11 protein-coding genes are annotated in these 15,418 nt (G+C 62.5%); 6 read left to right on the top strand and 5 right to left on the bottom strand.

Translation table 11 applies throughout. The features are described from left to right. Positions 1-39 precede the first annotated feature (39 nt). Positions 40-318, top strand: a complete 279-nt coding sequence (locus tag ACZ1JV_RS15565; RefSeq protein WP_465152260.1) for a hypothetical protein — start codon at positions 40-42, stop codon at positions 316-318. A 1,055-nt stretch (positions 319-1,373) separates the two neighbouring features. Here ACZ1JV_RS15565 and ACZ1JV_RS15560 read toward each other — a convergent pair. From ACZ1JV_RS15560 to ACZ1JV_RS15550, 3 genes are all read right to left on the bottom strand, one after another. Beyond that, a complete protein-coding gene (locus ACZ1JV_RS15560; protein ID WP_465152259.1) occupies positions 1,374-2,939 on the bottom strand; it encodes a M28 family metallopeptidase in 1,566 nt (521 codons plus the stop codon). Positions 2,940-2,989: 50 nt separating this feature from the next. Beyond that, complete coding sequence (locus ACZ1JV_RS15555; RefSeq protein ID WP_465152258.1) at positions 2,990-4,030, bottom strand: dipeptide epimerase; 1,041 nt, start codon at positions 4,028-4,030, stop codon at positions 2,990-2,992. A gap of 72 nt (positions 4,031-4,102) precedes the next feature. Then, complete coding sequence (locus tag ACZ1JV_RS15550) at positions 4,103-5,038, bottom strand: MurR/RpiR family transcriptional regulator (RefSeq protein WP_465152257.1); 936 nt, start codon at positions 5,036-5,038, stop codon at positions 4,103-4,105. 191 nt (positions 5,039-5,229) lie between these two features. On the opposite strand from ACZ1JV_RS15550, the gene ACZ1JV_RS15545 reads away from it, so the two are divergent. The 5 genes from ACZ1JV_RS15545 (at position 5,230) to ACZ1JV_RS15525 (ending at position 12,842) form a co-directional block, all read left to right on the top strand. Beyond that, positions 5,230-7,350 (top strand): TonB-dependent siderophore receptor, encoded by a 2,121-nt coding sequence (locus ACZ1JV_RS15545; protein WP_465152256.1) that lies wholly within the window; start codon positions 5,230-5,232, stop codon positions 7,348-7,350. A gap of 20 nt (positions 7,351-7,370) precedes the next feature. Continuing rightward, complete coding sequence (locus ACZ1JV_RS15540; RefSeq protein WP_465152255.1) at positions 7,371-8,855, top strand: amidohydrolase family protein; 1,485 nt, start codon at positions 7,371-7,373, stop codon at positions 8,853-8,855. Positions 8,856-8,860: 5 nt separating this feature from the next. After that, a complete protein-coding gene (locus tag ACZ1JV_RS15535) occupies positions 8,861-9,898 on the top strand; it encodes a DUF1611 domain-containing protein (protein WP_465152254.1) in 1,038 nt (345 codons plus the stop codon). After that, on the top strand, positions 9,886-11,511 hold the full coding sequence (locus ACZ1JV_RS15530; protein ID WP_465152253.1) for a serine hydrolase domain-containing protein: 1,626 nt from the start codon (positions 9,886-9,888) through the stop codon (positions 11,509-11,511). Before ACZ1JV_RS15535 ends, ACZ1JV_RS15530 begins: the two co-directional genes overlap by 13 nt. A 143-nt stretch (positions 11,512-11,654) precedes the next feature. Beyond that, positions 11,655-12,842: an erythromycin esterase family protein gene (locus ACZ1JV_RS15525; protein ID WP_465152252.1), complete on the top strand. Its 1,188-nt coding sequence runs from the start codon at positions 11,655-11,657 to the stop codon at positions 12,840-12,842. 227 nt (positions 12,843-13,069) lie between these two features. Here the strand turns inward: ACZ1JV_RS15525 and chrA are convergent, their stop codons facing one another. Then, positions 13,070-14,464, bottom strand: coding sequence for a chromate efflux transporter (gene chrA, locus ACZ1JV_RS15520; RefSeq protein ID WP_465152251.1), 1,395 nt, complete (start codon positions 14,462-14,464; stop codon positions 13,070-13,072). Beyond that, positions 14,461-15,363 (bottom strand): DUF1259 domain-containing protein, encoded by a 903-nt coding sequence (locus ACZ1JV_RS15515; protein ID WP_465152250.1) that lies wholly within the window; start codon positions 15,361-15,363, stop codon positions 14,461-14,463. Before ACZ1JV_RS15515 ends, chrA begins: the two co-directional genes overlap by 4 nt. Positions 15,364-15,418: the final 55 nt, after the last annotated feature.

Raw genomic sequence — 15,418 nt, 5'->3', positions numbered from 1 at the left:
AGAAATTGCGGCACTCGAACAACGAGGGAGAGTAAGTCCATGCCACTGATTGAACGCGCTGCACGTGCGCTTGCTGAATCAGAATGCGGTAAAGACGCTTGGCGCAACCTCGACCTCGAACTGAGAGAAGAACTGAAAGAAAATGTGCGTGCCGTAATTAAAGCAATGCGCGTTCCTACGCTGCGCATGTGCATGGCAGGCCACGAATTATTTGAACAAGAGGGGGCAGTAAGGGATTCCGAAAGCATGCAGGATGCGTGGCAAGCTATGATCGACGCAGCCCTTCGGGACCCCATGATTTCTGAAAATGGGGTGTGATCACGTCCTGACAGGGAAAGTAGTTCGGCAGAAAAGCGGCCACAGGTTACCAGCGCCAAGGGGCGAACTAGCACCCGTTCCGGGACCACCGTGGGGATACGATTACCAATTCCGTCACGCAGGCGGGACGTTCTAACTCGAATAGGGCATGGCGGCAATGTCGGCTTTAGTTGGCCGGTTCTCCAAACCGGTCAGGCTACAAACGGCCAGACTCAGCTATTCCAACAAATAAAATCGACAACCGCCAAACAGCTTGCGCTCACCGAAGAGCTCACCAGTTATCCACAGGCAGCTCAACCCGCCGCTCGCATAAACCAGTTTGTCGACTTTTGGAAAATCTCGTCCCAATAGGTCCCACTGCAGCCCAATCGATGTTGGCCGGATTTGTTGGCCGCTTCGCATGGCATCAGAAAATGTATAATAGATTCAACAATATGAACTAACCAGGCCAGATCTGTCTCCCCGACCAACTTCGCAAAGAACCGCAGAAATCCGCCATTTTTGAACCGCCAAAAAGCGCCAATTTAGCGCTATTGTTGGCCGAAGTGTTGGCCAATAAAGCTGAACCAAGGCTGGCTTCGGATGGCTTTCCAAAGAGATTGAAAGACTTAGAGACCAAACTCGAATGCGTAGCACGTCTCCATGGTGACCGGAGGCTGTATGCATCAGGTCGCACACGAAGAATTTCCTTAAAATTCTGAACGTTGTGTTGATAGACGCCACAAATGCGAATTTATAAGAACCTAGCGCTCGACATTCGCCCCTTCCCTTTCGAATTCCTGACCTGTTTCCACAAAAGTTCTCGGCCGCCCCGTCGAACGGGAATGAGCCATTTCGGCGTTAGCGAACGGTCGATATGCGCCCGATTCGAGACGCTCAATGGCTCCTAAAACGATCCCGAAAGCTGACCTTCGGCTTCGCTTACGACCAAACCCGCCCACGCCTGCCGCTGACCGACAAGGAGTGGAGCATGGTCCGGGGCAACATCGCCTCTTACATTGCAGCCCGCCTACTATGAGGCAGTTTAGGTCAAGACATCCTGCTCACGAGCCTTCCTACTTGCGGAAGACGCTTCCCGCGTACCAGACCGGCCGCGATGGCGCGTTAGCAATGTCCAGCGAAAGGGCGACTGCATAGTCATCCAGCCTGACCGCCTCTGCCGGCATGATACCCGGCTGGTCGATATCATCGCCAGGTGCGTGATAGCGACTGGCACGCCAGTCATGCTCCAGCCGGAAAGCTTCGGTGCCCGGCGAGAAGCCGAATTTAAGCGCCAGCGCGGGAATACCCACGCGCACGAAGCTGTACTGGTCGGTGCGCACGAAGCTGTTGCGGTTCGGCAGTGGATCGGGAACCAGTTCCAGCCCCTGCCGCGCAGCGACGGCACGGGCCATGTCGCCAAGGCTGCTTTCGCCATCCCCTTGCGCCAGCACGCTGGTCAGGCGCCAGAGCGGCAATAGCGTATCGAAATTGAGATCTGCCACAAGGCTCTGCTCCGGCACTGTGGGCCTGTGCGCAAACCAGGTCGAGCCGAGCAGGCCGGGTTCTTCCGCCGTAACGATCAGAAACAGGATCGATCGCTTCGGCCTGGCCCCCTTGCCAAGCTGGCTGGCCATATCGAGCACTGTCGCCACGCCGGAACCGTCGTCGATCGCCCCATTGTAAATCGCGTCGCCCGCGATCTTCGGACCGATCCCGACATGGTCCAGATGCGCGGATACCACCAGATATTCGTTGCGCAGCACAGGATCGCTGCCTTCCAGCCGCGCGACCAGATTGGGCGACGTCAGCGGCCGACGCTGCGTTACCAGCGTCGCTTTCAGGCGGAACGGCAGGGCGAAGGTCGGCATCGGCGCCGATGCATCGGAGGCCGCCGCCAAAGCCGCAAAGCTGTGGCCACTGCCGGCGAACAGCCGTTCGCTCGCCGCCGGATCGATGGTGGCGACGAAGAAGCCATCGGGCATGTCGCGTAGCGCGCGATCGGCCAGATACATCTCGCTCTGCCGCGCGAGCAGCTTCTGGCGCTCCCACGGAATTTCGATCTGATTGGGCGCCGTCAGCGTGATGAGGCCGACTGCACCGGCCTGCGCCAGTTGCGCCGCCCGCAGCTTGCGCGCATTGGCCTTGATCGGCCCGGAAATTCCGGAGGGGCCACCGCCTATGACCACGGCAATCTTGCCGCGCAAATCCAGCCCCGCGAAGTCGTCATGCCCCTGCGCCGGCAAATGCAGACCATAGCCAAGGAACACCAAGGGAGCGTCCAGCGCCTGCGGGCGCGGACCTCCCCACGCGGCGACAAGCATTTCGCTGCCAAGCGCAATCGGCGACGCACTGCCGTCCGCCTCGATCAGCGATGCCCTGGACGCCGACTGGTCGACCGTCTGCTCCTCAAGCGGCACTTGCTGGCGGAAAGTGCCGCCCTCACCCGCCGGGACCAGACCGATCTCGAGAAACCGCCGTTCCACATAGTCGGCAGCGCGCAAGTGGCCGGCCGATCCGGTTCGCCGTCCCTGATTGGCGTCGCTGGCGATTTCCTTGATGTCTCCCCACCACTTTTCCGCGCGGGAATTCTCCTGAGCGATCGCGGTCGTCATCGTAACAGACGACGACAACAGCAACATCGCGGCCACTCCTGCGCGCGCCGGGCGGATGGATTTCATGGTCGTGCCTTTCACGCTCGCCCGCCGCCCCAGACGGCTTCCGGGCAGTGGATCAAGCCGGCCTCGTAGATGACGCCGGGAACGGAATCGGATTGCAGGAAAATGGGCCCGTCCAGATCGACGATCCCGCAATATTGGCCAAGCAGGAAAGCCGGCGCCATCGCTAGCGACGTGCCGATCATGTTGCCCACCATCACTTCCAGCCCCAGCGCCCCTGCGCGCTGCGCCATGCGCAGCCCCTCCGTCAGCCCGCCGCACTTGTCGAGCTTGATGTTCACCGCCTGATAGTACGGCACGAGCCGGTCGAGATCCGCGAGGGTCTGGATGCTCTCATCCGCAGCGACAGGAATGGGTAGCTCCAGCCCAGCCAGTTGCGCATCGCTGCCGACTGGAAACGGCTGTTCGAGAAGCCGAACGTCCGCCTCAACCAGGACGGGCAGCAACCGCGCCAGCGACGAGGACGAAAGGCTGCGATTGGCATCGACGCCCAGCCACGCATCGGGCCGCGCGCCGCGGACGGCGCGGACGCGTCCGCTGTCCTCACCGTCATTGCCCAGCTTGATCTTGATCGCCTTTGCCCCGGCATAAGCCAGCGCTTTTTCGGCCATGGCGGAAGGCGCGTCCTTGCCGATCGTGTAGGTCGTCAGCAGCGGCTGCGGCGGCGCCATGCCCAGCAGGCGCCACACCGGCGTCCCCACGCGCTTCGCCTGCAGGTCCCAAAGCGCGCAATCGAGCGCATTTCGCGCGCCACCGGGCGGCATTCTTTCGGCAAGAAGCGAGTGATCGAGGCCCTGCCCGATCCAAGCCTGCGCCTCCGCCAGCTGGAGCAGCATCGCCTCCGGCTCATCGCCGAGATAGAAGACCCCCGCCGCCTCCCCCCGGCCGACATGCCCGTCCGCCTTGAGTTGGATGACCACGCATTCGATATGCTCGAAGAGGTGATCGCTGATCCGGAACGGTTCGCGCAAGGGCAAGCGAACCAGCCGCGCCTCTATTACGGGACGGGAGGGTGGCAGCGCCTTGATGGCGGCATCGATGTCGATCGGCGTCATGCCCAAGGCGTAAGTAGGGACAGTTTTTCTGTCTATGTCAGAATAACTCTCAAAACTAGCATTTCACGACCGTCAATCGAAGCGGGGTTTGGGCGGTTGATGGCCAACATAACCGGTGAAAGACTGATGCAGCCCGGTAAGGCGTTCCAGTCGTTTCTCCACTTTGGGTCCGATCGTCTTGATGACATCATTCACCATCAAGTTCACCGCGCAGACCAGCGCCACCGGCGAACTCCAGAACATCCCGGTCTGCGTCGGCACGGCAAGGACGTGCGGCGTGAAGCGGGCCGCCCAGTCGCAGAACAGGTCGGTCAGCACGATGAGCGGAATGCCCTGCTCGCGCGCCTGTTCGGCGATCAGGTAGGACTGACGCGAATAGCGGCGAATGTCGATCACCACGAGGCAAGCATCCTTCTCCTCGCTGGCGAAGACATCAGCATAGTTGCCCGCGCTCAGATCGACCAACCGCACCCCATCGCGCATGAATTGCAGATGGTTCGCCAGCAGCATCGCAATGCCGCGCTCGGTTTGGAAACCGGCGACATGCACCACACGCGACCGGGCAAGCAGGTCGACAGCCGCCGCCCAGCCGGGACTTTCCGCCAATCGGTAGACCGCCATCAGCGCATTCATTTCGCGCTGCCGGTTACCGTCGCGCCCACTGGGCTGGTCCGGCGCATCCACGAATTCCGCCAGTTCCGCCCCGATCAGCCAGGGCATGGCCTGAACGCTGTTGTCCTTTAGTTCGTTCTTCAGCGCCTTGAAGTTGCGGAAACCCAGCTTGCGCGCGAAACGGCCGATGGTGATTTCGCTGACGCCGACTTTGCCCGCCAGCGTGTCCGCAGTCTCGAACACCAGACTGGCATAATGGGTCAGGATGTGCGCCGCCACTGCCCGCTCGGCCGCCGTGTACCCATCCAGTTCCGCCTGCAAGCGCCGCAGCAGGGGCACATTGGGGATCGTCGAAGGTGCAGCGCCACTATCGGGCACGGCCGGAATATTCGTCATCTCATGTCGTCCTTTCGGCTCGCAATTCCACCACGTAATGACAGTTTTTCAAGCTAAACTATCTATTGACAGAAATATGTCAAACCCAGCTTATGAATGCCATCGGCGGCGCCCGGAAGCGCGCTGCACGATCAGCGACAGCCGGAGCGGCAGTCATGAAGGCATTCAATGTTCAACGGGGGTCGCCACAGATGAAGAGCGGGACAAGACATGCAGCACGACTGGCCGCGCTACTGGCCGGCAGCCTGCCAATCTGGGCGGTCACGGTTCATGCACAAACCGCCACGCAGCCGCCTGCCGAGCCTTCCGCCGGCGATATCATCGTCACCGGCTATCGCTATCTCAGTGAAGATACCAGCGGCACCACCGGCCTGCCCCTGCCCATCGAGGAAGTCCCTCAATCGATCACGCTGGTAAACCAGGACTTCCTGAAAGCCACCGATGTGAAGACGCTGGGCGACGTGGCGCAGTACACCCCGGGCGCGATTTTTGACGGTAACCCGGGCGGAACCGCATCGGTAGTCAAGCTGCGCGGGTTTTCGGCGGGCAATGCCATCGACGGCCTGAATGTCGGCGCGCTGGACTACGAGCCGGACTTCGCCACGCTGGACCGGCTGGAAATCGTCAAAGGCCCGACATCGGTGGTCTATGGCGCGGCCAATCCAGGCGGCATCATCAACCAGGTGACCAAAAGCGCACGGGCGGATACCCCGTCCTACCTGCAGGTCCTTGGCGGATCATGGGGCCGCTGGCGCGTCGAGGGGCAGGTTGCCGGTGCACTCAACGCCGCCGGCACGATCCGCGCCATCGGCGTTGCCGCGCACGAGGAGGCGGACAGCTTCATGAAGCGCGTCGATTCCAGCAAGACGGTGCTCTACGCCGGGTTGGACGCGGATCTTGCGGGCGGCCTTAGCGGCTATGTCCACGGCGGCTATGAGCGCTATCGCCGCACGTCGTTCGACGGGATTCCAACGCTGCCGGACGGTTCGCCCGCACCCGTGGGCCGCTCGTTCTTCATCGGATCAGGCGATTTCGACATGACCACCCCGGTTGCCCGCGTCGATGGCGGGCTGGACTGGCAGGCAACCTCCGCCCTCTCGATCAGCCTGAAGCTCAACTATCTCCATTCGAACACCACGGGAGAGAGCGGCTACGGCTACGATCTTCAGGCGAATGGCGATTTCTTCCTTGCGATCAATGACGTGACGAAAAGCACGCAGGACGCGTTCAGCGCCGGCCTCTCGACGCTCTACAAGCTGGATGAGCTCGGGCTTGCCGAAAGCTTCGTCACCGTGGCCGCGAACTATCAGCGCTATGACACGAAGCAGGCCGGCACCATCCCGGACATGCCCGAAGGCGACGTTGCCAACATCTTCGACGGCGTTTCGGCGATCGAGGACATGTTCAACACGCGGACCTATCCCGGCGTCTACGACTACAGCCTCAACCGGCGGCTGCGTTACCTGACGATTTCCGGGCAGGCTAATATCAAGGTGGCCGAACCGCTGACGCTGCTGGGCGGTATTTCCTGGGCGAAGCCCGATGTGAGCAAGCAATCCGCCGCCGGCGCCTGGCAGGACTTCAGCGGAGACAGCCAGACCAGCCTGCGCCTTGCCGCCACGCTGGAGCCGATCAAGGGCCTCAATGCCTATATCTCCTATAGCGAGAGCTTCCAGCCGCAACTCTACATCGATACCGATGGCAACGTGCTGCCTCCGCTTACCGGCGAACAGTACGAGGTAGGCGTCAAGTACGTCTCGCCCGATCGGCGCATCCTGCTGACCGGCGCGCTGTTCGATGTGCGCCAGTCCAATCAGGCCACGTACGCCGACACCATCGACATGATCGACCGATACCGTGCAGTGGGCAAAGTCCGCCATCGCGGCCTTGAACTGCAGGCCATGGGCGAGATCGTGAAGGGCTGGCAGGTGAACGCCGGCTTCGCCCTGCTAGAACCCAAGATCCGAGAGGATGAGGATCCTGCGCTCGTCGGCAAGACCGTTACCTTCCTGCCGAAGACCACCGCTAGCCTCTATACCAGCTACAGCTTCGACAACGGCCTGCTGCTGGGCGGCGGCGTGCGATACGTGGGATCGGTCAAGACATCCTACGATGCGTCGACGCGCGACATCGCCTCCTACACGCTCGTAGATGCATCGGCAGGTTACACCATCGACAAGTGGCGGCTCCAGCTGAACCTCAAGAACCTGTTCGACAAACACTATTTCGTGAACAACTATCAGACGCTGTTCTACGGCAATGTGGTGGGCGAACCGCGCAGCGTAACCCTGTCGCTGCGGCGGGATTTCTGAGGGTCGGCACGAAGATGCGAATGAAGCAGATTGCCGTGCTGACGGCCGCGACTCTGGCTGTCAGCGGACCCGTCTCTGCCCAGCCTCTCACCCACGACGTCGTCTATATCGGCGCGCGGGTCATCGATCCGGAAACCGGGCTGGACGCGGTGCGCAACATCGCCGTGGACGGAAGCCGGATCGCCGAAGTGACCGCGAAGCCGCTGAAAGGCCATCGGGAGATCGATGCTGATGGCCTGATTGCCGCCCCCGGCTTCATCGACCTGCATTCGCACGCCACCAATGCGGAAACGGCTGGCTATCAGGCGAAGGACGGAGTCACCACCCGGCTGGAACTGGAGATTGGCGCCTTTCCGGTGCGTGATTGGTATGCGCGCCGCGAAGGCAAGGAACTGCTGAACTACGGCACCAGCGTCGGCCATACGCCGATCCGTTATTACCTGCAGAAGGGCGGCGGCGCGGCAGGTCTGGCGGCGTTGACCGCAAAGCCCGAAGCCTACTTTTCCGGCGACGAGATCGACAGTCCCATTCCGGACGCGGCCTACCCGCAACTCGCCCCGCTGCTGGAGCAAGGCCTGCGCGAAGGGGCAATCGGCATCGGCAGCGGCACGCAATATGCCCCCGGCATCACCCACAAGGAGATGCTGGACGTAACCCGCGTCGCCGGCCGGATGAAGACCTGCGTCTTCACCCACGTCCGCTACGGCAGTCTAGTGGAGCCGGACAGCACTCTGGAATCGGTGCAGGAAAGCATCGCCAATGCCGCGATGACCGGTGCCTGCGTCCATGTCGTCCACATCAACAGCATGGCGATGTCGGACTCGCCGCTGATGGTGGACCTGATGCGAAGTGCCCGCGCACGCGGCATCGATGTGTCTACCGAGATCTATCCGTGGGACGGATCGGTGGATGCCATCCGCAGCGTGATCTTCGATCCTGGCTGGGAGAAGCGCTGGGGCGTGACGGTGGGCGACCTGCAATCGCGCAGCACCGGAAAGCGGCTGACACAGGCGGAATTCGATGCCCTGCGCAGCGGCACTGGCGACGACGGCGTGATCATGCACATGAACACGGAAGCCACGATCACCGCCCTGCTGCGCGATCCGCTGGTGATCGTCGCCAGCGACGGCGGCGATATTGCAGGGCCAAACAGCCATCCCCGGTCGGCCGGCAATTTCGCGCGCGTGCTGGGCCACTATGTGCGCGAAGTTCACGCGATCGACTGGAGCGAGGCAATCCGCAAGATGGCACTGATGCCCGCCCAGCGGCTGGAAGCATTCGTTCCCGCGATGCGCCACAAGGGACGGATCCAGCCGGGTGCCGACGCCGATATCGTGGTGTTCGATCCCGCCACGGTGGGCACGCGGGCGACATACGGCGATGCCGCCCGCTATTCGGACGGGTTTCGCTACGTGATGGTGAATGGCGTGCTGGTAGTGGACGGCGGCGCGCTGGTGTCCGGGGTCCATCCCGGCAAGCCGGTCTATTCGGAGTTCAGGAAATGACAGCGGTGATCGACAAGCCCCTCGCGATCGCACCTATCGATCTGCCGCGCCCCTATCTGCTGTTCCTTGGCGATGCCGACGATACCGCCTTCCTCAAGACCGGGCTTGGCCTGCGCGACTGGGCGGCGAACCTGTGCATCGGTGAATATGGCTGCGACGGCGCGCGCGCCACGCTCGGCCTGCCGCGCATGTCCCCGCAAGAGGCCCATGCCGCCGGCGCGCGGGCGCTGGTGCTGGCCGCCGCCTCCATCGGCGGATCGATCCGCCCGGCCTGGATCGACTATCTGCTGGAAGCGCTGGAAGCCGGGCTGGACATCGTCAGCGGCGCGCATGACCGGCTGGCCGCCGATCCGCGTCTCGGCAGCGCCGCGCAGCGGCTGGGTCGCAAGCTGATCGACGTGCGAACGCCGCCGGTCGGCTTGCCCGTCGCCACCGGCCGCCGACGCACCGGCAAGCGCCTGCTGACCGTGGGCACCGACTGCGCGCTGGGCAAGAAATACACCGCCCTCGCCCTCACCCAGGCCTTGCGCGCCTGCGGACTCGCCGCCGATTTCCGGGCCACCGGGCAGACTGGGATCATGATCGCGGGATCGGGCATTCCCATCGATTCGGTCGTCAGCGATTTCGTGGCGGGTGCGGCGGAAGTGCTGAGCCCGGACGCTGCCCCCGGCCATTGGGACGTGATCGAGGGGCAGGGATCGATTTTCCATCCCTCCTACGCCGGCGTGTCTCTGGGCCTGATGCATGGTTCGCAGCCCGACGTACTGGTGCTCTGCCATCAGCACGGCCGGGAGCAGATCGTCGGACTGGAAGGCTATCCCCTGCCATCCATAACCGAAGCGATCGACCTGACCGTCCGCCTTGCCCGGCTTACCAATGCCGATGCGCGCTGTGCGGGCGTCTCGTTAAACACGTCCGGGTTGTCCGATGCCCAGGCGGTCGCGCTGATAGCGCGCCGGACGGAAGAGTGGGGCATTCCGGTCGCGGATCCGATGCGACCCGGCGCGCAGTTCGAAAGGCTGGTCGCAGCATGCATCGCCTGACGCACGTCCTACCCGCGATCTTGCTGGCACTGTCCTTCACCACCGAGGCGCAGGCAGAGCCCGACACGCGTTTCGAAGCGGCGATGGCAGAAGTCCGCACGATGGTCGCCTCCGCGCCCGAAGACTGGGGCCTTTCCGTTACCGTCACCGATCGCGATCATACGTTGATGACGGCAACGCATGGCTATGCCGATATCAACAGGCATGTCCCGATTACCGAAGACACCCGCTTCGCCATCGGATCGATCTCCAAGTCCTTCGCGGCGCTGGTGCTGATGCAGATGGCGGACGAGGGCCGTTTCGATTCCGCCGCACCGATCGCCCGATACCTTCCGGATTTCCACCCGAACTCCAGATTTTCGCCGATCACCGGAGCCAGCCTGCTGACGCACACCTCTGGCCTGCCCAACTACCTCTATAACGCCGCATCGATGCGATACGCCATTGCCGCGCTGAACGAGATCGAGCCGGCCTACGCCCCCGGCACGCACTTCTGGTATTCGAACACCGGGTATCAATTGTTGGGCTATGTGGCCGAGCGGATCGACGGTGCACCCTACCCGCTTATCCTGCAACGCCGCATGTTGGACCGACTGGGCATGGCCGCCAGCTCGCCGCAGATCGATGAGCGGCAGCGCGGTGTCATGGCCCGAAGCTATACCCGCGCTGCCGATGGCAGCCGGCACGAAGCGCCATGGTTCCCCTATCTCTCCGCCGATGGCGGCATCGTCTCCACTGCCAGCGACATGAGCCGCTATGCACGCATGTTGCTGGCACGCGGTGCAACGCCTTCGGGCCGACTGGTCTCGCCCCGCTCATTCGCACAGTTCTCGACGCCGGCACTCGACGATTACGGCTATGGGCTGGAAGTGTTCGACCATGGCGGGGTGCTGGCGCATAGCGGGACCATCGCCGGGTTTCAGGCCTATCTGAACGCCGATCTCGCGCACGGCTTTGCCGTGATCTTCCTCGCCAATGGCCCTCTGGACCGCGTGATGCGAGATCGGATCATTGCCCGCCTGACCGAAGCTGCAGGCGGGCAAGCGCGCTCAATCGCCGCGCCGCTGCGCCCCTTCGCCAAAGCGGCCAGCTTCACCGGCCACTTTCTCGACGCAAGCGGCGCCGCCCTGACTTTCGAGGCGGTCGGTCCCGACGGACTGGCCCTGACCGAGAAGGACGGACGGCAGCCGCTGACCCGACTGGGCCGGGATGTGTGGGCCGCCTACCTCACGCCGCATGGCCCGCGCACCTTCGTGTTCTTCCGCGATGCATCGGGCACTGTCACCGATGTGTCGGAAGGCGCATCGAACTACGCGATGGGCACTGCCACGACCGCGTCGCCCGCTTCATGGCGTGCACTCACGGGCCGCTATCTGGCGCATGGCGAGGAAGGACCAGGTCTGCGCATCTTCGCCCGCAACGGCCGATTGATGATGGCCTATGCCGATTCCAATGCCCCGCCGATCCCTCTGGCGGAGGAACGTCCCAACCGCTTCCGCTTCGCGGAGCCGGACTGGGCGCCCGAGCATCTCGTTTTCGACAGTCCACTTGACGGCAAAACACAGCGCCTGACCCTGAGCGGAGTACCGCTCTATCGGATCGACCTGCCGTGACCGGCTGGCGCTGGCTCCTCCCCGCGTCGGCCTTTCTCCTGCCAGCACCCGCTCACGGGCAATCGTCGGACGCCTTCGTGGACTGGGGCAGTCGGCATACCCTCCCGCTTCCGTCCTGCTCGGCTCAATCCGACACAGCGGCTATGCAAGTCATAGTTCCCATCGTCGACGATGCCCGCGTCGTAGCTCTGGGTGAACCAGCCCACGGCGCGCACGAGCCGCTCGCGCTGCGCAACTGCCTGCTGCGTTATCTCGTGGAACACCAGAGGTTTACCGCGATCGCCATCGAATCCGGCCTCCATGAATCGCGCGGATTGCAGGACTATGTGGCTGGTGGCTCCGGCGATGCCCGGCAATTGGTGCAAAGCAGCCTGACATGGGGCTTCTGGCGCTTCGCGGAAAATGTCGAACTGGTCGAATGGCTACATGCCTACAACGCCAACCCGGCTCACCCGCGTAAAATCCATTTCTACGGCATCGACATGAGCGGCGGAGAGAGTTCCGGCGAATGGCGCAACGCCCGGATCACCCTGGATACCAGCCTGTCGTTTCTGGAGCGATTTGCGCCAGAGGCATCGCGTTCGGTGCGCGCCGCTCTTGCTCGATATCAGGACAGCTTCACCGCGTCCGCCTATTTGACTCTACCCAGCGCCGACCGTGGAAGGCTGGAATCGGCGATCCACCAACTGATCGCCTTTTTCGATCATCATCGTACGTCACTCATATCGGCATCGAACCAAGACGATTTCGCATGGGCACAGCGGAATGCCGTCCTCGCCGCCCAACTCGAAGCAACGTTTCGCGTCTCCCGTCCTGCTGTTTCCGGGCAGGACCTCACCCCCGACGATTATCGCGCCGAAGAAGTGCGCGATGCAGCCATGGCGGACAACCTGCGCTGGGTTATCGGGCGCGAAGGCTCTCTGGGCCGCATCCTGCTGTTTGCCCATAATGGTCATGTCGTGAATGCGCCGGGGCGAGGCGGTATCTGGGCGATCTATCGCAAGCCGCCTCGATCCATGGGCCAGCATCTGCGCGCGGGGCTCGGGCGAAGGCTGCGCATCATTGCAACGAGCGCCACGTTTATCGATCCGCGCCTCCCGACAGACGGACAGCCCTCCGGCTCGATCGATCAGGCTCTGGCCGAAATCTCAGATCGAGCCGGCAAAGCGCCATTTGCTATCGATCTGCGCTCCCCCGACAAGGAAATGGCCAACCAATGGCTGATGCGCGATCAATCGCTGCGAGCCAGTTTTTCCACGCAAAGTATCCTGGTTCCGAAAATCGCGATGGATGCGATCATCTACCTGCCTCAACTGACACAACATCGATAGCGGAGCCGGATTATCATCGGACCTGCGGCAGCTTAGCATTCGCCATATTGATTTCCAACTCGAGCGGTTTGCGACGAACGGCAAGGAACCGTTCGGCCACTTTTGACGTATGCCGCCGGTCGGCAACCGCCCCTTTTCAGTCATTGCCGGATACACTGCATCTCCCTGAAAGCGGTCGCTTATCAGCAGTCAACGCATAGCAGAGAATTCATCACGCTCGCCTCGGCTTAAACAATGAAGAGCCGCGCCAGTCCGACGACAGAGCAAAGCCCAAGGATGGCAAATGTGCCGAAGCGAAACCGGGTAATGGCGACCAACGCAGCGAGGGATAACAGCAAGGCAAACCAGTCGACGGAGGCAAGGTCCGGCACCGGAAGCGTCAGGATGCCAATGCGATGCTCCGCGACATTCCCGAACCAGTAATGGAGGGCGAACCAAAGCGCGAGGTTGAGAATGACGCCGACGACAGCCGCCGTGATTGCCGAAAGCGCTGCAGCAAGGGCACGGTTCGTCCGCAAACGCTCGATGAATGGCGCTCCTGCGAATATCCAGAGGAAGCAGGGAACGAAGGTGACCCACGTGGTCAGCAATCCGCCAAGGGTTCCAGCAAGCAGCGGCGACAGCATCCCCGGCTGGCGATAGGTTGCCAGAAAACCAACGTACTGGGTGACCATGATCAGTGGGCCAGGTGTGCTCTCCGCAAGGCCCAGCCCATCGAGCATCTCCGGCGGCGTAAGCCAGTGATAGTGATCGACGGCGGCCTGCCCGACCCAGGCCAGCACCGCATATGCACCACCGAAGGTGAGCATCGCCATCTTGGAAAAGAACGTGCCGACCTCTGCGAAGGCACTGTCTGCAGGCGCGAAGGCGATCACCGCCAATAGTGGCAGGAACCAGGCAGCGAGCAGCGCGGCGGAAACCCCGAGGATCGATCCAAAACCGGACCTTGCATGATCGGGGATTTCCGCTCCGAGCGCGCTGTCTTCGTCACGCAGCGATCCGGCCTTTGCATGACCGTGCCCGCCGCCCTGAAATGCCTGAACACCGAGCCGACTGGCGCTCCATCCGACTATACCGGCGGCAAGGATGACGATCGGAAACGGCACCTTGAGGAAGAACAGCAATCCGAAAGATGCCACCGCGATGGCCCAGCGCGTTCGATTGGCCAGCGCCCGCGAGCCGATCCTCAGCACCGCCTGGAAAACGATCGCGACGACTGCAGCCTTCAGCCCAAAAAACAGCGCCGCAACCGGCGCAACCTTGCCGAGCAGCACGTAGATCCAAGAAAGGGCCATGATCGACAGCGCGCCAGGCAGCACGAAGAGCACGCCGGCAACGAGACCGCCTTTGACCCGGTGCAACAGCCACCCGATATAGATCGCCAGCTGCTGCGCTTCGGGTCCAGGCAGCAGCATGCAGAAGTTGAGAGCGTGCAGAAAGCGCTCCTCACCGATCCACTTCTTCTCGTCGATCAGGATCCGATGCATCACTGCAATTTGTCCGGCGGGGCCGCCGAAGCTGAGCAAAGCAATCCGCGCCCATACGCGCACGGCCTCGCCAAACGAAATGCCGTGCGGCATCTCGGAAGTACGAGTGTTCTGTGTGGTGAGAGCAATCGTCATGGTGCAGAGGTCCTGACCTTGTCGAGCGCGCCGCGCAGCGCCTTTGCCAGCTTCAGGGCATCGTCATTGGCCCAGAAGTGCATGAAGAAGAGGCGGGGCTCGTCATTGAGCATGTGGTTGTGAAGAGCGGTGATCTCGATCCCTCCCGACTGAAGCGGGCGGATAACGGGATTGACCTCATCGGCGGTCAGCACGAAATCGCCGGTGATCGCGGCCTTGCCGCCGCCGGTGGGCTGGAAGTTGATGGCGATTGCCGATCCCATCGGGTTTGGAAGGGCCATGCCGGCCGAGGTCGGAACTTCCTTACGCGCGATACCGAATTGATAAACACCGCCAGTCGGATTGCCCTTGGCGCACATGATCGCGTCGATCCCAGCAGTATCCAGGTCGAGCGCAGGCATCGGAGTCGAAGAGGCCGGAGGCGTGAATGGCGTTTTGCTGAGACGGAGCGCGACCTGAATCGCTGCTGCCAGCTTCACTGGGTCGCCGTGCCCTTCGATATGCATGTACATCGTCGCCGGACTTGAGCGCAGCAGGTGATTGTGAAGCGCGGTGATCTCCAGACCGCTATCTTCCAGCGCACGCATCACCGGGTTCACTTCGTCATGCGTGAGGACGAGATCGCCCATGACCATGGCCTGATCGCCCATCTCGTGAAAGTCGACCCACGATCCCAGCGCCAGAGCCGGCTTGATCGCGACGCCGTCGAGCGTGACTTTCAGGTCGGACCGAGGAAACGCCACCCGGTAGACGCCGCCGGCCTGGACAGATCCCGGCTTGCCGATCGCCGCGCCCACGGCGTTCCAGTCCGGCGCAGCAAGTGCCGGTGCTGTAAACGACTGTGTAGCGGCTGCCAGGGCCAGGCTGGCCAATCCAATGCGAAAGCGGGACGCAGACACCGATACTCTCCATCTGTCAGGACATCGCAGATGGCTAAATCCGGGGCATTGTCCG

This window comes from Novosphingobium sp. BL-S-19 (genome assembly GCF_055521675.1).
The sequence above is the reverse complement of the archived record's forward strand: the minus strand, read 5'-3'. Positions and strand labels throughout refer to the sequence as shown.

Coding starts and splice junctions, on each gene's coding strand:
- ACZ1JV_RS15555 (WP_465152258.1), bottom strand. CDS start 4,030: ATGACGCCGATCGACATCGATGCCGCCATCAAGGCGCTGCCACCCTCC.
- ACZ1JV_RS15550 (WP_465152257.1), bottom strand. CDS start 5,038: ATGACGAATATTCCGGCCGTGCCCGATAGTGGCGCTGCACCTTCGACG.
- ACZ1JV_RS15565 (WP_465152260.1), top strand. CDS start 40: ATGCCACTGATTGAACGCGCTGCACGTGCGCTTGCTGAATCAGAATGC.
- ACZ1JV_RS15530 (WP_465152253.1), top strand. CDS start 9,886: ATGCATCGCCTGACGCACGTCCTACCCGCGATCTTGCTGGCACTGTCC.
- ACZ1JV_RS15540 (WP_465152255.1), top strand. CDS start 7,371: ATGAAGCAGATTGCCGTGCTGACGGCCGCGACTCTGGCTGTCAGCGGA.
- ACZ1JV_RS15545 (WP_465152256.1), top strand. CDS start 5,230: ATGAAGAGCGGGACAAGACATGCAGCACGACTGGCCGCGCTACTGGCC.
- chrA (WP_465152251.1), bottom strand. CDS start 14,464: ATGACGATTGCTCTCACCACACAGAACACTCGTACTTCCGAGATGCCG.
- ACZ1JV_RS15525 (WP_465152252.1), top strand. CDS start 11,655: ATGCAAGTCATAGTTCCCATCGTCGACGATGCCCGCGTCGTAGCTCTG.
- ACZ1JV_RS15560 (WP_465152259.1), bottom strand. CDS start 2,939: ATGTTGCTGTTGTCGTCGTCTGTTACGATGACGACCGCGATCGCTCAG.